Origin of the sequence: Phormidium sp. CCY1219, assembly GCF_035615515.1 — a bacterium.
Taxonomy (GTDB): Bacteria; Cyanobacteriota; Cyanobacteriia; order Cyanobacteriales; family Laspinemataceae; genus CCY1219.
Map to the genome: position 1 here is coordinate 1 of NZ_JAJENT010000483.1, position 20,995 is coordinate 20,995.

Sequence of the window (20,995 nt, forward strand, 5' to 3'; positions counted from 1 at the left end):
GCGATTGTCTCCCATGTCGGCTAACAATCGTTTGTAAGTGTCCCAGCTAATCTGCTTTAGCAAGACTCTTCCTTCGGTAGGTGCGTTGGCGATCGGTGCGGTGGTGGTCATCGGAATATCTGCTCCATGCGACGGAAATCTCGTTCCACTTCCACCCACAGGGATCGGTTATGCGGGTCGGTGCGGAGGGCTTTTTTCAAGTATAGCCGAGCTTTTTCCAATTCTCCTTGGGCGATCGCGTGGCGTCCCCAGCGCTGATAGGCGATCGCCAACCATTGTTGGATTTCGCGATCGTGGGCGATGCGTTGGGCCAGTGCTTCGACTAAGGCAACGGCGCGGGGAAACCGTTTGTCTTTGAGCAATTGCTGTAATTGCAAATATCCGCGCTGTTTGAGAAGTTCTTCCACATCGGTGAGTCGAGGATTGTTGCGAAAAAATGGATCCTTGGGGGTGACGTGGGTTTTGGCGGATCTGCCGGATGTGGACACCGGCGAGGGGGTAGGGGCGGGGGTGGGAGAGGGTTGGGGCATTTCAGCCGCAGGTTTGGCCACGGTGAGCAGGAACTGATACGCCTGGTGCAGTTCGATAAATTTATCGTGCGCTCTTGCATCGGGGTTGACATCGGGATGAAACTGCCGTGCCAACGAGCGATAGGACGCCTTCACCTCTTCCAAGGTTGCGCCTGCATTCAAACCGAGTATTTTATAGCACTGTACAACATTCATCGCAATAACAATGGCAGAACTCTTTCGATCGAGATTCTGCCATTGTTGTAGCATTCCGGATAGTGGGGAACCCCGACCTCTGAGGAAAATTAAGCCGCGATCGCGGAAAATTAAGAATTGAAAATTAACCCATTCTCAATTCTTAATTTAATCTCCGCTTAGGAGGGGCGGTCTTCAATCACGCGATCGATGATGCCGTATTCCTTGGCATCTGCCGCCGACATGAAGAAATCGCGATCCATGTCCTTCTCGATTTTTTCCAGGGGTTGATTGGTGCGATTCGCGTAAATCTGATTCAGATTGCGGCGAATTCGCAAGATTTCGCGCGCCTCAATTTCAATGTCACTGGCTTGACCTCGGGTGCCACCAGAGGGCTGGTGGATCATAATCCGAGAGTGGGGCAGTGCCAGACGCTTGCCTGGGGCACCGGCAGCCAGCAGGAAGGATCCCATCGAAGCCGCCAGACCGACGCAAATGGTCACCACATCGGATTTAATGTGCTGCATGGTGTCATAAATTGCCATGCCAGAGGTGACGTAACCGCCGGGAGAGTTGATGTAGAGAATGATGTCTTTGCCTGCATCGTCAGAATCCAGATACAGCATCACGGCGATGACTTGATTCGCCAGTTCATCGTCGATATCTTTCCCGATGAAAATAATGCGCTCGCGATAGAGGCGGTTGTAAATATCAATCCACTGGGTATAGGTTTCCCCCGGCATCCGGTAGGGAACTTTTGGCACACCAATCGGCATTTTGCGCTCCTCTATTATACTATGTACTGCGTGGGTAAGCCAGTCTAGTGAGATGCTGGAGGCTTACGCATTCAACATCCACACTGTGCGTTTCAAGATTAGCTGACGCCGGCGGGCAAGGGCTGCGCCAAGTCTTTGGTTTCCAGAACGCGATCGATCAGGCCGTATTCTACAGCATCGTGCGGGGTGATGTAGAACATCCGATCCATATCTTTGATAATCTTTTCTGGAGGCTGGTCGGTGTTTTGAGACAAGATATCGATCGTGGTCTGCCGATTGGCCAGCACTTCTTTGGCTCGAATTTGAATATCCGAGGCTTGACCGCGAGTGTAGGCTTTCGGTTGGTGCAGGACGATGGTAGCATTGGGCAGACTGGCGCGACACCCTTTGGTGCCGGCAGAGAGCAACATCGCCGCCATCCCCATTGCCGATCCGATGCAAATGGTGTGAACCGGGGGCTTGATGTATTTGATGGTGTCGCAGATGGCAAAGGCTTCGGTGTCAAAGCCAATCGGATCGCCACTGTAACTCGAGGTGCCGGTGGAGTTGATGTAGATATTGATGGGTTTTTCTGGGTCGTCGTACTGCAGGTAAAGCAGTTCGGCGATAATCAGTTCGGTCACGGCGGGCACCAAGGGCATCCCCAGATAGACAATCCGCTCCTTGAGCAACAAGGAGGGTAAATCTGGGGGTGGTGTCCGATATGAGGCGTCCCCGTAATAGGGCGATTGAACTGCCTTAATGGGTGAGTTCATGTCCAGTTTTTGCTTGCAATCATGGCTGTGTCTCTATTTATAGTAGCGTGTCCCTGCCCGGGGCGCTGCAAAAATTAAAAATTGGGGATTGGGGATTGGGGATTGGGGATTGGGGATTGGGGATTGGAGAACTTGAAGAGGTCAGAAGGGATCGAAATTGAAGGGAGCATATTGCGGGTTGTTAATGAACGATGAGCCAGAGCGATCGCATTAGCTGTGGGGACGAGGGTTGTGCCACAATCCAAATAGCCCCAAACTTCACTGGGAACCCAGAATCAACAGCAGTTTTGACATTGCGAGGAGGAAATTGCAATGAAAGTCGATTTAAACCTGGCATTGAACGATTCGAATCTCGATGCCGGTCAGGCGAGCAACCAGCGTCAGCTTTCGATTTCCGTGTCCGCGATCGGCACTGGGACAGAAAGCGCGGTGCCCCTGAACCTGTGCCTGATTCTCGACCATAGCGGTTCGATGGAAGGGCGACCCCTGAAAACGGTCAAAGAAGCAGCCTACGGACTGATCGACCGACTCAACCCGGGCGATCGCCTCTGCGTCGTTGCCTTCGACCACAGAGCCAAAGTCATCGTCTCCAACCAAGTTATCTCAGACACCGAAAGCATCAAAAAGAAAATCGACAAACTAAAAGCCGACGGTGGCACTGCGATCGATGAAGGCATGAAAAAGGGCATCGAGGAACTGAAAAAAGGAGCAAAAGACACAGTTTCCCAAGCCTTCGTCCTCACCGACGGCGAAAACGAACATGGCAGCAACGATCGCTGCATCAAACTCGCCGTGGAAGCCGCCGCCGCCAACTTCACCTTAAACGCCTTGGGATTTGGCGATCACTGGAACCAAGACGTGCTTGAAAGACTCGCCGATGCTGCTGGGGGTGCCCTCTCCTATATCGAACATCCAGAACAGGCAGCGAACGAATTTGGGCGGTTATTCAACCGGATGCAGTCCGTAGCCCTAACCAACGCTTACCTGCTGCTGAAACTGATGCCGAAAGTGCGTTTGGCCGAACTCAAACCCGTAGCCCAAGTAGCACCGGATACCATCGAACTGCCAGTGCAAGCCGAAAACGGAAAATTGGCCGTGCGCTTGGGGGACGTGATGAAAGACGTGCAGCGGGTGGTGTTGGCGAATCTGTACGTGGGCAAGTTAAGCGAAGGCATCCAACCGATCGCGCAAGTGCAAGTGCGCTACGATGACCCCGGCATCGGCAAAACCGGCTTGCTCTCGGATCCGATCGCGATCTCGGCCAACGTCCTGAGTGCCTATCAGCCGGCCTTGAATCCCCAGGTGCAGCAGCACACCTTAGCCTTAGCCAAATATCGGCAAACCCAAATTGCCGAACAGAAAATGCAGCAAGGCGATCGCGTGGGTGCGGCCACCATGCTGCAAACAGCGGCCAAAACCGCTTTGCAAATGGGAGACCAAGGCGGCGCAACGGTCCTGCAAACCAGTGCCACTCAATTGCAAGAAGGCAAAGAACTCTCCGAGGGCGATCGCAAAAAAACCCGCATCGTCTCCAAGACCATCTTGCAATAAAAAAGCCCCTGGTTCAGGGGGGAGCGTTCTCGACGTTGCCCGCTTCAAACCTCGGTTTGACCGGGAGAGTGCTCATCAAAAGCCACTGCCCCGATTTTGCCGAAAGCCAGGTAAAATCGGGGCAGTGTAATTAAAAGCAGGACAGATTTTCACGCGCATAGCAGGAGCGATCGCGAATTATCGGGTTAGGCAATAACTGAAGCATGAGGGCGAGCAAAAATCATCCGTCCGGCAGAGGTCTGCAAAGCAGAAGTCACCACCACGCGCATTTCGTCGCCGATATGCTTGTTGCCTTCTTCGACCACCACCATCGTGCCATCTTCTAAATACCCCACACCCTGGGAATCCTCCTTCCCTTCTTTGAGAATTTTCAATTCCAGGCTGTCTCCGGGCAGATAGACCGGACGCACGGCTTGGGTCAAGTCATTGATATTGAGAACCGGCACTTTCTGCACGGTGGCGACTTTACTTAAATTGTAGTCATTCGTCAGCAGGGTGCCGTTAATTTCTTGGGCGAGGCGCACCAACTTGGCATCCACGGTGTGCAGGTCTTCGTAGTCTGCGGAGTGGATGGCGATTCGTTCGGCGTAACTTTCTTTAATGCGGTTGAGGATATCCAGACCCCGACGCCCGCGCACTCGCTTGCGATCGTTGGAGGCATCGGCCACCATCTGCAATTCCTGCAACACGAACTGCGGGATCAAGATTTGCCCTTCGAGAAAGCCGGTGCTGAGCAGGGCTTCGATGCGACCATCGATAATGCAGCTCGTATCCACTACTTTCGTGGCGGCAGGCTTCAGGGTGCCTTCAGCAACCAACATGGTTTCCACGCTGTTGGGATTGATCAGCCGCAAGAAGGCTCGACCGTGCGTATCCGCCAAGGCGATCCCCAGGAAGGCAAACATGACGCTGCCGAGGATGGCGGCGAGGGGTTTGATGAAGCCTAATGCGGGGGAAATGGGCAGGAGGAACACCGGGGCCAACATCAAGTTGGCGACTAGAAGTCCCATCACCAAGCCGATCGCCCGGGTGATGAGCAGGTCGATGGGCATGTGCCGCACTTGCTTTTCCATGCGCCGATAGGTGGTTTGCACGGATAATCCAAACGCACCGCCAATTAAGGCTGCAAAACCGGCGGTTACAGAACGCAAGCCGTCGAGATTCGTTACCTGGTCGATCGCACCAGCGGGGAGCAGTTCGATGCCGTAGAACCCGATCCCCGCTCCTGCTAAGATAAATGTCAGAATGATGATTGCATCAAGCATGGTTGCAAGCCTATTCGATAAAAGGTACAACTCCTGATTTCTCCTAGGGGGCTTTGCCATCGGAGGAGATTGTCATCGAGGAGTTCTGGAAGCCAACGGTAGAGATTGATTTTTAGCAGACCTTCCTATTATACTGGGAAGGTTTTTAGGCCGAAGCCGTTTTCCGCTGGCTCGTTGTAATTTACCAGAGTGTTTGGTATCGCTGAGAATCGAAGTTCCAATTTGTTTGAAACCCCGATGGAAGGGAAAAGGGCTGAAATTCCGACTTCAGCTTATCTTCACATTCCCTTTTGCCGTCGCCGATGCTACTACTGCGATTTTCCGGTGTTCGTGGTGGGCGATCGCCAGCAGGGGGAAAATTCCCGCCCGATCGTCGAGTATGTCGCGCTGCTGCAAGAAGAAATCAACACCACCCCGAGTTTGGGTCAACCCCTCACCACGGTCTTTTTCGGAGGTGGCACGCCATCGTTGTTGTCGGTGGAGCAGTTAGACCGGATCCTAACCGTACTCGATCGCCGATTTGGCATCGCCAAGGATGCGGAAATTTCCATCGAAATGGATCCGGGTACCTTTGAGCGCCAACAATTGGCCGGCTATCGCGCGGCAGGAATTAATCGCGTCAGTTTGGGCGTGCAAGCATTTCAAGATGAACTGCTCGCCGCTAGCGGGCGATCGCACAACTCTGCTGACATTCTGACAGCCCTGGAGTCGATCCGCCAAGTGGGGATAACCAACTTCAGTCTGGATTTGATTTCTGGACTACCTCATCAAACTTTGGCCCAGTGGCAGCATTCTCTAGAAGCTGCAGTGGCGATCGCTCCGGTCCATATCTCCAGTTACGATTTAATCGTCGAACCGAAGACTCCTTTTGCCCGATATTACCAACCCGGTGTGGCACCGTTACCCAGCGACGACTTGACCGCCGAAATGTACCGTCTCGCCTCGCAAATTCTCTCTGATGCCGGATATCAACACTATGAGGTCTCTAACTATGCCTTAGCGGGGTATGAGTGTCTGCACAATCAGGTCTACTGGGAAAATCGTCCCTATTATGGCTTTGGCATGGGTGCGGCGAGTTATGTGGGGGGGAAACGCTTCACTCGCCCCCGGAAAACGCGCGAATATTATGCCTGGGTGGAGCGGTTGAAAGCCAATGGCGGGGCGATCGACTGTGCCGAAACCCCCGCCTCGGAGGTGATGTTGGAAAGCCTGATGTTGGGGTTGCGCTTGGCTCGAGGATGGAATTTAGCCACCCTGAGCGCCCAATTAGACCGGGAAACTCGCGATCGCATTTGGACTTCCCTGCAGCCCTACGCCCGCGCCGGATGGCTGCAGGTGGTTTCCGAAACCGGTGCCCCCATTACCCTGCCCTCCCGAACCGCTTTGCCCCCCTCGGGATGGCTCAGACTCACGGACCCAGAAGGCTTTTTGTTTTCCAATACGATTTTGGCCAGCGTATTTAGCGCCTTGGAATAATCCCCCCGCGCCCAACCCCGAGGAAAAAACCGATTTTGTCACCGATTCTTGACAAATCGCGCCGATTTGGGGACCCTAGGCGGCGGGACAACCCAGTTTAACAATTGCCAATTGCCAATCTAGTCCGGAAGAAGGGGGGAACTTTGCCCGGGTAACAGCACTCACCTGGGTATCGAGTCTGGGATGCAGCAAGGGCACCGAGCCGTTTTAGAGCCGTCAGCCCGCCTTCGGCTTTGCTGCCAAAAGTTTCTATTATCCCCAACTCACTTCGCTACATCAATCCGTAAATATACGCAGATAACCTCGGGATAATATAAGCCAAATTCGAGCGAATCCGCGAACGGAGTCCGTAAAATTACTAGAACATCAACCGGGGCGACCCCCTTCTTTACAAAAAATTCATAAAAAGTGGCCGAGAGGATAAAGATTCTGTAAAATAGAGAAAAATTTTCGTGGAATCCACTGAAAACGGTTCGAGATATGTCAAACTAAATCTCAGTAAAAACCGAGGGGCGCGATTCAACCCCAGTCGCATGGGGATGACACTTGTTCTGTAGGGGGCAAGATGGAACGTCTGGGATGGGAACGCGCCAGTGGGAACGCTGGGCGGCCACAACGTACCCAACGCGATCGCTCGCAGGTAACAGGTGGGGCTTTTGCCCGCCCTTCCCAGAATTTATACCTAGGTACAGTCGATCCGTCACGCTTTACCGAAGGATGGTGGAATAGGTTGGTGTAGAAAAAACCCCAGGGGGACATCACCGTGGTGAATCCGGGAAAACGCCAACCAACCTCCTCATAGCTGGCGGTAAGTGAGCCTTATCTTCTGCGATTTTAAAATTTACGAATACGGGAGTTAATACTTATGGTTGACATCACAGTAGCAATTCCAACCTATAACGGGGAAAAGCGCTTAGGAGAGGTACTCGATCGCCTCAAGAGTCAGGTGGGGACGGAACATTTCTCCTGGGAAGCGATCGTCGTGGACAATAACAGTACCGACAACACAGCAAAACTGGTGCGGGAATATCAAGCGCAGTGGCCCGCACAGATACCCTTACGCTACTGCTTTGCAGCGGAACAAGGTGCAGCCTTTGCCAGACAACGAGCTGTAGAGAAAGCCAACGGCAAATTAATCGGATTTCTCGATGATGACAACTTACCCGAACCAAATTGGGTAGCGGCGGCGTATGAATTCAGCCAAAACCATCCAGAAGTGGGGGCATTTGGCAGTCAGATTCACGGATACTTTTATGAAAACACCGCGACGGACAAAGTTCCGGATTCAATCAAGCGAGTCGCCTGCTTTTTAGCCATTATAGAACGGGGGGATAAGCCCCATCGATACGATCCGAGACATAAAATTCTCCCGCCGGGAGCGGGGGTCGTGGTGCGGAAAGAAGCCTGGGAAAAGCACGTTCCGCCCCGGTTGTTTTTGAACCATAAAGGAAAAGACGCCGGATTGGCCAGTGAAGATTTAGAAGCATTATTGCACATTCAGAATGGCGGATGGGATATTTGGTACAATCCGGCAATGGTGGTTCACCACAAAATCCCGAATTCGCGGTTAGAAAAAGACTATTTGTTAATGCTGGTTCGCTGTGTAGGTTTGAGCCGAAATCGCCTGCGGATGATGACGTTAAAAAGCTGGCAAAAACCCTTAGCATTTCCAGCGTATTTGGCCAACGATTTGCGACGGTTGGTCTTGCACGCGATAAAATATCGCCCGGATAAGGTGCAGGATACGGCGACAGCTTGCGAACGGGAATTGTTAACCAGTTCGGTGATGAGTCCGTGGTTTTTGTGGAAACATCAGTGGTTAAATTCCGAGTTGGGCGATCGCGCTACAGTGCTGCAAACCGAAGCGAGTGCGCGACAAATTGCCGAAGCGTTTGAAGAAGAACGCTTTCGCCTGCATTCGCAGCGGGTTTATCCCCTCAAAGGCGATCGCGACGACTTCGAGCATAGCGAAATCCTTTTACGTCTGGAAGATAAAACTGGCAAACTGCGATTGCCCGGAGAATTTCTCCCCCCCACAGAACGGCACAATTTGATGCGAACCATCGACCGCTGGGCAATCCGAACCTTATGCGAGACAATTGCCCACACCGGAAGCAAACCGAGCGGTGTGCTTTACGAAATTAACCTGTCGGAGGCGAGTGTGAATGACGAGGGGTTTGTGAATTTCCTGCAACGGGAATTTGCCTCTCAAAACGTTTCGCCAAAAATGCTGTGTTTTGCGATCGGCGAACGAACCGCGATCGCGAATTTAGAGAAAGTGGCGCGCATGATTCGGCAATTAAAAGCCATCGGATGTCAAGTGACCTTAGATCGGGTGGGTAATCGGGGGTCTCGCCGGGAAGCCCTGGAAAAACTGTCGGTGGATTACCTGAAGATTGATGGCAACTTAGTCAAGAGCATGCTGCAAAATCCACTCCATTGCGATCGCCTGCAAAAAATCAATCAGGTTGGCCAAAATTTGGGCATGAAAACGATTGCCCACTGTGTGGAAACGCCGGAACTGTTAGAAACCACTAAAAATATCGGATTTAATTACGCCCAAGGATTTGGCATTGCTCGACCGACTCCCTTTGGATTGACCTGCCAATTGCCGCTTGATTTGCATTCTTTAAATTGGAAATCGGTAAACCCGCACAATTTGGCAACAGCACAACAAATGAGTTAAACCCACGCGCCGATTCGATAAGAGTGAAATTTGCAACAAACATGGAACAAATCGATTTCACCGTGGCTATTCCTACTTATAATGGGGGAAGCCGCTTAAGGGAGATTTTAGACCGACTGCGATCGCAAATCAACGGCGAATCCCTCTGCTGGGAAATCTCGATCGTGGATAACAACAGCCAAGATAACACCGCCAAGTTGGTGCGCGAGTATCAAGCCAACTGGCCCGATGCCTACCCATTAAAATACTGTTTTGAATCCCAACAAGGACTCGCATTTGCTCGTCAAAAAGCCATTGACGAAGCTCGAGGAGAATTGGTCGGATTTCTAGACGACGATAACCTGCCGGATTCCAACTGGGTATGGGCGGCTTACTGCTTCGGAAAAGCGCATCCGAAAGCCGGGGCTTATGGCGGTCAAATTTACGGCGAATTTGAAGTAGAACCGCCGCCGGGATTTGAAAGAATTCAATCGTTTCTTGCCATTAAACAGCGAGGTTATCAACCGCATTTATACGACCCGGAACGGCTGAGTTTACCTGCTGGGGCGGGGTTAGTGGTTCGCAAACAAGCTTGGGTCGAAAGCGTACCGCGCCGCTTAGCGCGTACTACCCGAGGGGGAAATGATTTTGAAATTTCGATTCACATGCACGATGCGGGGTGGGAAATTTGGTACAATCCGGAGATGAAAATCGCGCATAAAATTCCTAAGTCGCGACTGGAGAAAGAGTATTTAATGTCTCTGTCGCGAACGGTGGGGTTATGCGTCTGCGAGCTGCGGACGCTTCATGCCAAACCGGGGCAAAAACCGATTATTTTTGCCAAAATTATGCTAGGAAGTTTGCGCCGATCGCTGCGGCACTTTCTGCGGTATCGCGATCGGGTGAGAACCGATGTGGTGGCAGCTTGCGAGATGGAATTTTTCTTGAGTAGTTTTGCCAGCCCTTTATATTACTTAAAAAATTCGCTTGGGTCAAGGAGTTTAAAATGAGAAAATCGGTCATTGCGATCGGACTGGATGCAGCGGATCCCGACCTCATCGAACGGTGGATGGAAGGGGGACATTTGCCGAACCTGCGACGCTTGCGCGATCGCGGAGCCTACGGACGATTGACCGGCATCGACCACTATAAAGCCGAAACCCCTTGGACGAACTTTTTGACCGGTTGTGTGCCGCAAAAAACCGGCTATTGGGGCGGAATTCACCTCCATGAAGGCACCTATAATATCGAAAATGTGGGGGCGTATGACTTTAAAGAATATCCGCCGTTTTATGCCTTAGGGAACGATTACCGAGTGGCGGTGTTCGACATGCCGAAAGGCACCCTTTCCGAGGCGGTGAATGGGATTCAAGTGTTGGCATGGGGAGCGCATTCTCCCGGAACCCCCAGTCATTCGCGACCCGATCGCCTGTTGTCCGAGATAAACCAGCGCTATGGGGAACATCCGGCCCTGCACAAAGATCATGGAGAGTGGTGGGATCGGGGTTATCTCACACGCCTGCGCTCAGCCCTGCTGACCGGGATTTCCCGGCGCAAGGAGATTTGCCGGGACTTAGTGCGACAGGAGCCTTGGGATCTGTTTTTAACCGTGTTTGGCGAACCGCACTCTGCCGGTCACGACTTTTGGTTTATGAGTCAACCGGAGCATCCTTTGTATCGCGATCGCCCGCAAGATTTGTTCAGCACCGATCCGTTGCTGGAGGTGTTTGAAGCTGCCGATCGCGCGGTGGGAGACATCCTCGCCGAGGCACCGGCAGACAGTTATCTGGTGGTGTTTTCGGTACATGGTAGCGGGAATAACACCACTGATGCGGCGAGTATGTTCTTTTTAGGGGAGTTGCTCTACCGATTTAATTTTCCCGGAAAAGTGGCGATCGCCCCGGGAAAAACAGGCACCACCCCGCCACCGCCCATTTTAAAGGCGCGACGGAAAACCTGGAGTGGAGAAATCTGGCAGCGCAAGTTCGATCCCAACCCCTTGCGACGTTTGTTGCGACAATATCTGCCCACGCGCTGGCACGAGTGGATCGATCGCTATCTCGGCGTGGTGCAAACTCCGGATTTAGCCTCCTCGGAAACCCTGAAAGCACAAGGGGATCCGTTTTTCTGGCAACCCGTGACCTGGTATAAGCCATTTTGGCCGCAAATGAAAGCCTTTGCCTTGCCCAGTTTTTCCGAAGGATATATCCGGATAAACTTAAAAGGACGGGAACCGCAAGGCATCGTCGAACCCTCCGAGTATGAGGCGCTATGTGAGAATTTGACGCAACATTTGTATGCGCTGCGGAACCCGCGCACCGGCGATCGGGTGGTGAAACAGGTCATCCGCACCCGGAAATCCGCCAGCGATCGCGATCCCAAACTCCCCAGCGCCGATTTGGTGGTGGAATGGCAAGAGCCCCCGGCAGATATTATGGATAGTCCCGCTTTCGGACGCATCGGACCGGTTCCCCACCGTCGCACCGGCAGTCATCGTTCCCGAGGGTTTCTCATGGTCGAGGGTGAGGGAATCGCCCCCGGTTCTACCTTGCCCGACGGAGATGCGATCGATTTAGGGCCTACGATTTTAACCTTAATGGGCGCACCGATTCCCGATCGCTTGCAAGGGAAACCCCTGCTGGAAATCCCTGTTTCTACCGTTGCTCCCTCGTGAGCGCGCCCTGTAGTCAAATCCCCCTCGTTGAAAACGTTTAACCCGATGGGTAGATTGTGTACTGCTCACCCTACCAATGGGGGGTTGCGTAATTTATTTTATCGTGAATTCGCACCAGCCAAAGCCAGCAATAACATTAGAAAAATAACCCGAAGTGTATTATGAGTGTGGCTAATTCTCAGCGTTTGAATTCAGCGCAAAATCAACCAGGAAAAAAAGGGAAAATAAGTCGGCGTTATCGGGTGGCGATCGCGCTTTTGTCTCCCCTTCCCTTATCCGTAGGAATGAAACTGCGAAAGTGGTTTTATCCGGGAATTTTTGCCCGGATGGGAAGCAACGTGCAAATCGAACCGAATGTGGAATTTAACCAAACCTATTGGATAGAAATCGGCGAGGGAACCTACATTCGCTCGATCGCTTCCATCGCCGCCGATGGCAAAAACAGTTGGATTAAAATTGGCGATCGCGTCAGTCTGGAACGGGGGGTAGATATCAGAGCGCATGACGATGGATATATCGAAATCGGCGATCGCACCCGCATCGGACCTTACACCTGTTTGTCGGGTCGTCACATCAAAATCGGACAAGACTGTTTGATTGCCTCCCATAGCGGAATTTATGCCAACAATCACATTTTCACCGACCCCGATCGCAAAATCAACCAACAAGAGCGGTCTTACAAAGGAATTGCCATCGAGGATGATTGTTGGCTCGGGAGTGGTGTTAGAATTACCGATGGCGTTACGATCGGTCGCGGGAGCGTCATCGGTGCAGGGGCCGTAGTGACGAAAGATATTCCGCCTTATTCTGTCGCCGTTGGGGTTCCGGCGAAAGTGGTTTCCCTGCGAAAGAAAACCCCGGAAAATTCCTCTGAAACCCGGTAACGGCGCGCGCCACCCGGGGGGAAATAATTTCTGGCAAAAGTATCGGAAAAATCCCACTAAAGGATGATGCATCGCGGTCAGGGTTTGCCGTAAAACAGTGTCAGGGAAGGCGATGGAATTGCTTTGATTGGAGGAATTCCATCCCACAATTGCCGCAATTTTTTGCCCGTCGCCACCCACTGACCCACAACGATAATATCCTGAAATATTACCCATGAATCCGCACAATTATTCCGCCAATTCATCCGGACAGAAACCCTGGAAAATCGCGATCGCCAATCGGTTATTTCGCTTAATAGAAGGCATAGAAGTGCCCTTACTGCAATGGGTGCCGTTTCCCTTTGGTTCTTGGTTGCGAACCCTGGCGTACCGCAGTTTTGTGGCCAAACTGGGCAAAAAAGTCACCATTGAAACGGGGGTAGAATTTGTCGGCGCTTGTTGGATGAAAGTGGGCAATGAGGTGTTTATGTCTCGTGACGTTCGCCTGAGAACGATTGGTCGGCGCAATCGAATTGAAATCGGCGATCGCGTCTCGTTCGATCGCGGTGTGGATATAAAAGCGCATGGTAGTCAAGGCCCGATTACCATCGGCGATCGCACCTATATCGGGCCTTACACCTGCCTGTCTGGATGTCAGCTTACCATCGGCAAAGACTGTTTGATTGCCTCTCATTCTAGCATTTATTCTAACAATCACGTTTTTTCAGATTTCCACCGAAATATTAACGAACAAGGCAACAGTTACAGTGGAATTGTTATTGAAGATAATTGCTGGTTAGGCACTGGGGTAAAAGTCCTGGATGGGGTAAAAATTGGCACGGGCAGCGTCATCGGTGCAGGGGCAGTGGTGACGAAAGAGATTCCCCCGTATTCTATTGCCGTTGGCATGCCGGCGAAAGTCATTTCTCGGCGAGAGGCTGAAGTGGAAGAGGCGGTTAAAAGTGGCAGAATTTGAGAGACAATGATAAGTAAAATTACTGCTTTTAGTAAGGTTGAATTACTGCCAGTCTACCCCAGGATTTGCCGAAAAAAGACTCACCCAAAAATCGCCCAAAACAGATTTATTGTGCTACAATTTTTTTTACCATTGCATAATTTTGTTGTAAAAAAATGTTAGTTTTTGCGATTGCCCTGAAAAGCGCTAAAGTAGCTCGAGATTGGGAACAAACGTGCAAAATATTCGAGCGCAGCATTCGCTCGGTTTGCGCTCAAACTGCAAGCGAATTTAAAGCGATTGTGGTTTGTCACGAACAGCCAAAAATTCAGTTCCATCATCCGAATATTGAATACTTGCCAATCAGGTTTTCCATTCCCGGAGATGATATTGAAAAAAAGCGTCTGGATCGACGCCGAAAAGTGTTTGCCGGACTGCTAGCTGCGAAAAAATACCACCCCACCCATACCATGATTATGGATGCAGATGATTGCGTCAGCAAGCATTTAGCGGAGTGGGTAAAGCAAAATCGAGATGGCAATGGATGGGTTTTCAATAAAGGGTATTTATATGAAGAAGGAAGCAATTTCCTGTTTAGGGAAAAGAAAGCGTTTTATCAATGGTGTGGAAGCAGTCATATCATTCGCTACGACTTGCAGGATCTTCCAGAAAATACAGATGACGATCGCATCGATTACAATCGCTATCATCGTCCCCATGCCTACATTATGGATATTATGGAAAAAAAGGGGACACCTTTGGAAACCTTACCCTTTTTTGGGGCGATTTATATGCTCGGTCATGGGGAAAACGTGAGGAATTTTGCCAATGTCATTCGCCCGAAAAAGCTTTTGCCTCGCTTGAAAAAAGTGGTGGTGAATTACCGCCCGCTAACCGGAGAAATTCGCGATGATTTTGGCCTCTATTCCTTGGAGGAGAACTGTTCGTTTCATTAACCTTTTAATGGGGGAAATTTACCCGATGAAAATCCAGCGCTATTCTCAGAAGATTTTACATAAAATTCCAAGGCTTCAGCAGCTACAACGGTGGCATGATGAGCGCAGGGCTGAGGTATTTCTGATTTCTTTTCCCAAATGCGGACGAACCTGGCTGAGGTTAACGATCGCGAAAGCATTAGAACGGCACTTCGAGCTAAAAAATGCGACTAATCTGATGGAGTTGTATGCGTTAGGGGAACAGCATCCGGATATTCCGAAGATATTCATCACTCACGACGATGATGCGTTTTGGAAAAAACCCGAGGAACTGGTTCGATCCAAGGCGAAGTACAAACATGCCAAGGTTATCTTTTTGGTTCGAGACCCGAGAGATGTGCTGGTTTCGAGTTATTTTGAGAAAAAGAAACGGAGTCACATTTATCCAGACAAACCCTATTACCAGGGAGAGTTATCGGACTACATTAACGAACCAGTAGGTAGCTTTGATACGATTTTATAATTTTATCAGATTTGGGCGCAAAATCGTCAAGTTCCGAAAGATTTTTTAATGATTCGGTATGAAGACCTTCATGTTAATCCCGCAAGAGAACTGCGTAAAGTTATGGAGTTTATTGGAATCGCACAGATAGGAGATGCAGCGATCGCGGAAGCGGTGGAGTTTGCTTCTTTTGACAACATGCGAAAGATGGAGGAAAAAGGGGGGGGTGGGATGCTATCGCTTAAAACCAAGCGATCGCAGGGATCCCGAATCTTACAAAACTCGCCGGGGAAAAGTGGGCGGGTTTGAAGATTATTTGAGCCTTAGCGAAATTGAGGAGTTAACGCGACGGATGAATGAAACGTTAAGCCCAATTTATGGATACGGCGATTAAGCGATCGCTGGTAGTTTCCCCGTCATCACAGGGACGAAATTCCGTGGGATGGCGGGGAGGCAATGGCGACGGATCGCACTTTAGGGCGTCGGTTTGAGTTCTTTCACCCAGCGAACCACCTCGGGATGATGAGTGACCCAAGCTTCGCGATCGCGCCGAATGTTTTGCAAGTGCGACTCCACGGATTCCGCATCGATAACCACGCCAAAATCCGACGGCACTTTTTCGGTTTGATAGTCGAACAAACGATTGATTATCAAATCTCCCACGGATTCGCGATAGTGCGAACTATCCCAATAGTAATTCATTTCGCGATCGATGGACTCGGTGGTGATGCTATTATACCCGGAAAAATCCCAAACCGGGGCAATTTTTACCACTTCTCGTTTCCACTGTTCGAATTCCGGCCAAAGTCCGGCAAGGCGCAAGGTTTCCCATTGAGCGGCGTGGGCGGGAGAGATAAACAATTTTAATTCAATATCGCGGGATTTGGCAATTTCTACCAGGTCTCGTAATGCCCCTAAAAACTCCTGGGAAAGCTCGTACTCTTTGTAATATCCTTCCCGTTCCATGAATCCCCCCATCATGTTGGCAAATTCTTCGGTAATCGGTCGTTCCGGTTCGTTTTCGTACACATATCGCAAGCCATTGGGCTGATAAAGAAAGTTGGCATCAGCATTGAGGCTAGATTGAATGGTTTCTAAACTCGATCTCGTCGCCCCCAAAGAAAAGGTCACGTTGAGAAACTCCTTGGGCATTAAGGTTTCTTTTTCCAATCGCGTTTCGCTAAAGTCCGCTTGATTGTTTTTAAATTGATTGAACATAAAAAAGTCAAGTCCGAGAATCACGGTTTTGACCTCGGGTTGGTTTGCGATCGCATGGTCGAAGTAACGCTTCACCTCATACATATTTGGCCCCACCAGTGCCAAATTGTAAGCCGATTCTGCATTTAATGCCGGATGATTGGGGTCGAGACCTAAATCGCTGCGCGATGAGCCTAATAACAGGGTTTTCGGTTCCACACGGGTCACGGCGATCGCTTTGAACAGTCGCACGTGATTGAACTTCTGGGTTTTTAACCGATTCAGGCCCAAAATTTCCGGACTATTCATCACCCCATAGGGGTCAATGCCGGCATTAAATAATCCCACAGTTAACAATCCGGGCACTGTAATTCCTAAAAAAGCCAAATTAAATCGTCGATAGTTATTCATTTACACCCTCCGTTGAGTTAAAATTGATGAATATCGTTCCCAGGTTTGACCTGGAAACGGGGGTTGGCAAATTAAAACTGAAAGTAAAGAAATTCGGAAATTCGATTGAGGGAAAGCAGACAAGCGAGGGCAATACCACTCACCCCCATCGCCCACCACCATTTCGGTTTAAATTGCTTAATAATTTGCTGGGTATTGGGCAACAGCGTCACCGCCAGCAACAGCAATCCTAACGTCACAAAACTTTGTTGGTAATTGGGCGGAAGATAAGGCAATTCCTGCCAAGGTCTGAACTGTACTCCCATTTCTGCGAGCCAAGGCAAGGCGGGTTCTACATCATTAACCAATACGATTCCTTTGATTCCAACCGTAGCTTTGACAATTTCTGTCGCTTCATATAAATTATCGGCGCGGAAAAATATCCAACTCGTCATCACAGCGAGAAAGGTGATTAACCATCCGAAAAACTGAGGCAATTTGACGCCAAATTTTTTCCAAGCGTGATTGACCACAAGAAAGGTGCCGTGCATGGCTCCCCAAATCACGTAAGTCCATCCCGCACCATGCCACAATCCTCCTAGTAACATGGTCAAAAATAGATTGCAGTAGCGGCGAATTTCCCCGCGACGACTGCCCCCGAGAGGAATGTACAAATAGTCGCGCAGAAAGAAGGATAGGGTAATGTGCCAGCGACGCCAAAAGTCAATAATGGAAGTGGCTTTATAAGGAGAATTAAAATTAATGGGCAGGCGAAAATTAAAAATCCATCCCAAGCCGATCGCCATATCTGAATAGCCGGAAAAGTCAAAATACAGTTGAAAGGTGTAACTTAACGCCCCCACCCAAGCTTCGGTAAAGGTGACGATTTCGGCATTATCAAACACCGTAGCCACCCAAGGGGAAATGCGATCGGCAATCAGCACTTTCTTTCCCAATCCCAGGATAAACCAAGTTAAGCCAATGGCAACATTTTTATGAGAAAATACAAAATTGCGAAGCACTTTAAACTGCGGAATCAGTTCGTTGTGCCGCAAAATCGGACCAGCAATAAGCTGAGGAAAGAAGGTAACAAATAAACTATACGACGGTAAATCGTATTCGTAATCTTCGGTTTGTCCCCGATAAGCATCCACCACATAGGCAATTTGGGTAAAGCTGTAAAACGAAATTGCTAAAGGTAGTTCAATATCGGGAACGGGCCATTGAGTTTGAAACAGATGATTGAGAGAAGAAACGAAAAAGGCGGCGTATTTGTAATAGCCTAAAATTCCCAAGTTAAAGGCAACGCCACCGAATAAGAGGGCTTTGGCTTTTGGCGTGCCCGGTTTGGCTCCATCTAAAAATTGGCCGAAGTAATAATTTCCCACCACGGAAATCAATAGCAGGGGCACATAGGAAATTTTCCAGTAGCCATAAAAGAACAGGGAAGCTAAGAGCAGCCAAATGGTTGCCGCCCTTACCAGACGATATTTGCTCAAGCCGAAAAAGACGAGCAGGGTAATGGGCAAAAACCCAAAAATGAATTCGTAAGAGTTAAATAGCAAGGTGGCTCAGATTCTTTTTCTACTTCTACATTTTCTAGTATAATTTGAAATGACTCTTAAAAAACTAGCGAAGAGAGGTTTTTTTTTCCGGGATAATAAGTTATAATAGTGCCCGGTTCGCACGTGGGTGTGAAAAATGCCAGAAACTCGCAGAAAACAGAGATTCCGGCAAGCTTCTGGCGAAGGGAGGGGGAAAACTGGCGGAAAATGGCAGAATTTAGCAAATCCCTGGGGCGATCGCACCAGTCTCGGCGATCGCCCCACCCGGGCGCATCGAAAAGGAACCCTTACAGGGCGATAAACGCATCAGAATTGATGCGAGTCGGGGAGATATCCGCGAGTAAAGCCAGCAGTTCGTTGGTGTCGGCGATCGCGATTTCGGTATGGTTAGCGTGGGTGCCACTTCCGGAACGAATCATCAGATTGTCATAGCTCAAATCGCCCATTAATCCGAGCAAATCTTGACCGACTTCAAAATCAAGAATGGTATCGGTTCCCTCACCCGCACCTAACACAAACAAATCGTTGCCAGGGCCACCGGATAAAGTATCGTCGCTACCTGCGCCCCGCAGGATATCGTCACCAGACCCCCCGGAAATCTGGTTAACATTCGTATCCCCGGTGAGAACGTCGTCATAGTCGGAACCCACCAGATTTTCTACCTGACTGAGGGTATCTTCACCGCTAACCGAAGCGACAATTTCCTCATACCAAACCTGGGCGATTTTTTCATACCCGCTATCTACCAAATGATAGCCATCAGAATTAAAATCCGCCGTCTCTAAAGGAGCGTTATAAATATCGACAAAGCTCACCTTTTTTCCGGCATTGATTTTGGGGGAAATCACTTCATTAAATATGCGCCCGCTAAACTCGGCGGTTCTCGCTTCGCGATCGCTGTCGGCGGTATTGGGAAGAATGGAACCCACCAAAACGCGGGCATCGGGAGAGTGGGTGACGATGCGATCGACCAGCACATTTAATTCGGCGATCGCCACATTCACATCATCCCCTCGGTTAATATCGTTCGTCCCCGCCATCAATAAAATCAGATCTGCCGGATTGTCGCTCAAAGTATCTTCAATGGTGGTATAATCCGGAGCACCCGGCTTGTTATACCCTTTAAAATTGCTTGAATTATCCGTCAGTTCATCGATGGTAAATCCCCCCCGACCTTCGTGGTCTTTATCCATGCCATCGGGTCCACTGTGCGCCGATCCGACAAAATCCATATTAAACCCATCTCCAGTGACCAATCGATTCCACAAATGGGTGCGATAGCCGGCATAATTTTCCTGATTGGGTTTTCCGCGCGTGTTGGAATCTCCCAAAGGCAAAAGGGCGATCGGGGTGGCAGAAAAGGGGGTGAAATAGCGGGTAGCGACGCCAGTTTCTAAATTAGCGATGACGCGACTGGTGGCGATCGCCGCGTAACTTGCCGTATCGGTTCCCTCACCGCCATCGAGATAATTGTTTCCCGGACCCCCCGCCAAGGTATCGTGACCTTCGCCACCATTGAGGGTATCGTCCCCCCCAAAGCCGGCGATCGGATTATCCAGTGCATTTCCCGAAAGCGTCTCCGAATCGTCAGTCCCGTTAATCCCGCTTGACATATCGTTATCCACAATTGTCACCACAGCACTGGCGGCACTACCCAAGGTTGCCCCACCGATGGGATTGCTGAGGCTCAAAGTGAGAGTTTCATCCGCTTCGTCTTCCGTATCGTCGATGAGCGCAAGGGTGACAGTTTTCTCGGTTTCCCCATCGGCGAAACTCACCAAAATGTCGCTGTTATCGTAATCATCGGGACTGGTGGCGGTACCATCGGCGGCACTCACATTCACCGTCACGTCCCCATCGGCCCCATCGGTCCGGGTAAGCGTTATCCCTTGGGTGGCGGTTCCATTTTCATCGAGGGTGAAACGGCCCGCACTAAACTCGAGGGTACCCGGTTGTGCGATAGGTTCCGGTTCGGCCACCGGGACAAATTCAATATAGTCAATGCGCGCAAATTCCGTACTGTCAACGGCCCCGAAAATTTCGATCGCCTCCCCAGAATTCAGGGAAAGACCCGTTGCCACAGTTCGAGCGACGTGATTTTGGGAGCTAACTCCGCCATCTCCGTAGTTTTCGTCGAATACGAAGCTCGATTCCTGGCTGCCAATTCGCACGGTGATGGGGGATTGTCCGTCGTTTTCGTCGAAATAGCCGAGAATCACATCGTAGGTGCCGCTACTGCCGGTAAAGGTGGTGGTGGCGCTACCGCTGGTGCCGCCAGTTTTGTGCAAGGTAATTAACGCATTGCCCGAGGCGGGGGTGCGATCGCTCTCCACCCGGTAGGTGGTGAGGTTCATTTGTTCGGCTTCGATGCGAATCGAGGTCATTTGGCGTCTCCTCAAGTGGAATTGTATAGAAGAACTGCAAACCGAGCGAGGGCTGACGTTTGAGTAACACAAGCATGAATGGTCGAATCCGGGAGGTGAATCCGTAATTGTACTTAGGGTAGAATCGCGCGGTTGGGTAAGTTGCAGGCATTCCACAAAGGACTCATGCGGATTCAATCGGTTTGAGACGCACCTCAAATGGTTCGGCGGTCAGCATTGACCCGTTGTGCTTACGGAGGTAAGTAAAATTACGGGTAAGTCGTTCGGTAAGTTCCGTGTAAACACTATTGTGCAGCAAGTTTCCCGAATTTTTTATAAAGTTTTCGTAAAAGCACATA

17 protein-coding genes and 1 pseudogene are annotated in these 20,995 nt (G+C 50.4%); 11 read left to right on the plus strand and 7 right to left on the minus strand.

Going from position 1 to position 20,995, the window contains the following annotated elements; translation table 11 throughout:
• Positions 1-107 precede the first annotated feature (107 nt).
• The 3 genes from LKK83_RS12585 to LKK83_RS12595 all read right to left on the minus strand — a co-directional run bounded on the left by LKK83_RS12585 (position 108) and on the right by LKK83_RS12595 (position 2,235).
• Entirely contained in the window at positions 108-725 is a 618-nt protein-coding gene (locus LKK83_RS12585) for a J domain-containing protein (protein ID WP_324631493.1), read from the minus strand.
• 158 nt (positions 726-883) lie between these two features.
• Positions 884-1,480: an ATP-dependent Clp protease proteolytic subunit gene (locus LKK83_RS12590; RefSeq protein ID WP_324631494.1), complete on the minus strand. Its 597-nt coding sequence runs from the start codon at positions 1,478-1,480 to the stop codon at positions 884-886.
• Positions 1,481-1,578: 98 nt separating this feature from the next.
• Positions 1,579-2,235 (minus strand): ATP-dependent Clp protease proteolytic subunit, encoded by a 657-nt coding sequence (locus LKK83_RS12595; RefSeq protein WP_324631495.1) that lies wholly within the window; start codon positions 2,233-2,235, stop codon positions 1,579-1,581.
• 312 nt (positions 2,236-2,547) lie between these two features.
• Here LKK83_RS12595 and LKK83_RS12600 point away from each other — a divergent pair, with 312 nt between their 5' ends.
• The gene (locus LKK83_RS12600; RefSeq protein ID WP_324631496.1) at positions 2,548-3,786 is read left to right on the plus strand and encodes a vWA domain-containing protein; all 1,239 of its coding nucleotides are present in this window, start codon (positions 2,548-2,550) and stop codon (positions 3,784-3,786) included.
• Between the two features lie 185 nt (positions 3,787-3,971).
• Here the strand turns inward: LKK83_RS12600 and LKK83_RS12605 are convergent, their stop codons facing one another.
• Positions 3,972-5,051: a PIN/TRAM domain-containing protein gene (locus tag LKK83_RS12605; RefSeq protein ID WP_324631497.1), complete on the minus strand. Its 1,080-nt coding sequence runs from the start codon at positions 5,049-5,051 to the stop codon at positions 3,972-3,974.
• A gap of 237 nt (positions 5,052-5,288) precedes the next feature.
• Here LKK83_RS12605 and hemW point away from each other — a divergent pair, with 237 nt between their 5' ends.
• The 9 genes and pseudogenes from hemW to LKK83_RS12650 all read left to right on the plus strand — a co-directional run bounded on the left by hemW (position 5,289) and on the right by LKK83_RS12650 (position 15,515).
• Positions 5,289-6,527 carry a radical SAM family heme chaperone HemW gene (hemW, locus tag LKK83_RS12610; protein WP_324631498.1) on the plus strand — a complete coding sequence of 413 codons (1,239 nt, stop codon included), beginning with the start codon at positions 5,289-5,291 and terminating at the stop codon, positions 6,525-6,527.
• A gap of 865 nt (positions 6,528-7,392) precedes the next feature.
• Complete coding sequence (gene hpsE, locus LKK83_RS12615) at positions 7,393-9,213, plus strand: hormogonium polysaccharide biosynthesis glycosyltransferase HpsE (protein WP_324631499.1); 1,821 nt, start codon at positions 7,393-7,395, stop codon at positions 9,211-9,213.
• A gap of 41 nt (positions 9,214-9,254) precedes the next feature.
• Positions 9,255-10,202 (plus strand): hormogonium polysaccharide biosynthesis glycosyltransferase HpsE, encoded by a 948-nt coding sequence (hpsE, locus tag LKK83_RS12620; protein ID WP_324631500.1) that lies wholly within the window; start codon positions 9,255-9,257, stop codon positions 10,200-10,202.
• On the plus strand, positions 10,199-11,866 hold the full coding sequence (locus tag LKK83_RS12625) for an alkaline phosphatase family protein (RefSeq protein ID WP_324631501.1): 1,668 nt from the start codon (positions 10,199-10,201) through the stop codon (positions 11,864-11,866). Before hpsE (LKK83_RS12620) ends, LKK83_RS12625 begins: the two co-directional genes overlap by 4 nt.
• Before the next feature lie 161 nt (positions 11,867-12,027).
• Complete coding sequence (locus LKK83_RS12630) at positions 12,028-12,750, plus strand: acyltransferase (protein ID WP_324631502.1); 723 nt, start codon at positions 12,028-12,030, stop codon at positions 12,748-12,750.
• Between the two features lie 214 nt (positions 12,751-12,964).
• Positions 12,965-13,705 carry an acyltransferase gene (locus LKK83_RS12635; protein WP_324631503.1) on the plus strand — a complete coding sequence of 247 codons (741 nt, stop codon included), beginning with the start codon at positions 12,965-12,967 and terminating at the stop codon, positions 13,703-13,705.
• A gap of 155 nt (positions 13,706-13,860) precedes the next feature.
• Positions 13,861-14,640, plus strand: coding sequence for a glycosyltransferase family 2 protein (locus LKK83_RS12640; protein ID WP_324631504.1), 780 nt, complete (start codon positions 13,861-13,863; stop codon positions 14,638-14,640).
• A 25-nt stretch (positions 14,641-14,665) separates the two neighbouring features.
• Positions 14,666-15,322: pseudogene (locus LKK83_RS12645) on the plus strand (sulfotransferase domain-containing protein); the annotation flags it as partial.
• Positions 15,323-15,347: 25 nt separating this feature from the next.
• The gene (locus tag LKK83_RS12650) at positions 15,348-15,515 is read left to right on the plus strand and encodes a hypothetical protein (protein WP_324631520.1); all 168 of its coding nucleotides are present in this window, start codon (positions 15,348-15,350) and stop codon (positions 15,513-15,515) included.
• Positions 15,516-15,595: 80 nt separating this feature from the next.
• On the opposite strand, the gene LKK83_RS12655 is transcribed toward LKK83_RS12650, so the two are convergent.
• Positions 15,596-16,729 (minus strand): hypothetical protein, encoded by a 1,134-nt coding sequence (locus LKK83_RS12655; protein ID WP_324631505.1) that lies wholly within the window; start codon positions 16,727-16,729, stop codon positions 15,596-15,598.
• Between the two features lie 71 nt (positions 16,730-16,800).
• Positions 16,801-18,273, minus strand: a complete 1,473-nt coding sequence (locus tag LKK83_RS12660) for an MBOAT family O-acyltransferase (RefSeq protein ID WP_324631506.1) — start codon at positions 18,271-18,273, stop codon at positions 16,801-16,803.
• 136 nt (positions 18,274-18,409) lie between these two features.
• Here LKK83_RS12660 and LKK83_RS12665 point away from each other — a divergent pair, with 136 nt between their 5' ends.
• Positions 18,410-18,574, plus strand: a complete 165-nt coding sequence (locus LKK83_RS12665; protein ID WP_324631507.1) for a hypothetical protein — start codon at positions 18,410-18,412, stop codon at positions 18,572-18,574.
• Here the strand turns inward: LKK83_RS12665 and LKK83_RS12670 are convergent.
• Positions 18,561-20,657 carry a Calx-beta domain-containing protein gene (locus LKK83_RS12670; protein WP_324631508.1) on the minus strand — a complete coding sequence of 699 codons (2,097 nt, stop codon included), beginning with the start codon at positions 20,655-20,657 and terminating at the stop codon, positions 18,561-18,563. The genes LKK83_RS12665 and LKK83_RS12670 overlap by 14 nt on opposite strands.
• Between the last annotated feature and the right edge of the window lie 338 nt (positions 20,658-20,995).

What these genes read in the sequence shown, in the direction of transcription:
- LKK83_RS12585 (WP_324631493.1), bottom strand. Translation starts at nt 725, where the DNA reads ATGAATGTTGTACAGTGCTATAAAATACTCGGTTTGAATGCAGGCGCA.
- LKK83_RS12590 (WP_324631494.1), bottom strand. Translation starts at nt 1,480, where the DNA reads ATGCCGATTGGTGTGCCAAAAGTTCCCTACCGGATGCCGGGGGAAACC.
- LKK83_RS12595 (WP_324631495.1), bottom strand. Translation starts at nt 2,235, where the DNA reads ATGAACTCACCCATTAAGGCAGTTCAATCGCCCTATTACGGGGACGCC.
- LKK83_RS12600 (WP_324631496.1), top strand. Translation starts at nt 2,548, where the DNA reads ATGAAAGTCGATTTAAACCTGGCATTGAACGATTCGAATCTCGATGCC.
- LKK83_RS12605 (WP_324631497.1), bottom strand. Translation starts at nt 5,051, where the DNA reads ATGCTTGATGCAATCATCATTCTGACATTTATCTTAGCAGGAGCGGGG.
- hemW (WP_324631498.1), top strand. Translation starts at nt 5,289, where the DNA reads ATGGAAGGGAAAAGGGCTGAAATTCCGACTTCAGCTTATCTTCACATT.
- hpsE (WP_324631499.1), top strand. Translation starts at nt 7,393, where the DNA reads ATGGTTGACATCACAGTAGCAATTCCAACCTATAACGGGGAAAAGCGC.
- hpsE (WP_324631500.1), top strand. Translation starts at nt 9,255, where the DNA reads ATGGAACAAATCGATTTCACCGTGGCTATTCCTACTTATAATGGGGGA.
- LKK83_RS12625 (WP_324631501.1), top strand. Translation starts at nt 10,199, where the DNA reads ATGAGAAAATCGGTCATTGCGATCGGACTGGATGCAGCGGATCCCGAC.
- LKK83_RS12630 (WP_324631502.1), top strand. Translation starts at nt 12,028, where the DNA reads ATGAGTGTGGCTAATTCTCAGCGTTTGAATTCAGCGCAAAATCAACCA.
- LKK83_RS12635 (WP_324631503.1), top strand. Translation starts at nt 12,965, where the DNA reads ATGAATCCGCACAATTATTCCGCCAATTCATCCGGACAGAAACCCTGG.
- LKK83_RS12640 (WP_324631504.1), top strand. Translation starts at nt 13,861, where the DNA reads ATGTTAGTTTTTGCGATTGCCCTGAAAAGCGCTAAAGTAGCTCGAGAT.
- LKK83_RS12655 (WP_324631505.1), bottom strand. Translation starts at nt 16,729, where the DNA reads ATGAATAACTATCGACGATTTAATTTGGCTTTTTTAGGAATTACAGTG.
- LKK83_RS12665 (WP_324631507.1), top strand. Translation starts at nt 18,410, where the DNA reads ATGCCAGAAACTCGCAGAAAACAGAGATTCCGGCAAGCTTCTGGCGAA.
- LKK83_RS12670 (WP_324631508.1), bottom strand. Translation starts at nt 20,657, where the DNA reads ATGACCTCGATTCGCATCGAAGCCGAACAAATGAACCTCACCACCTAC.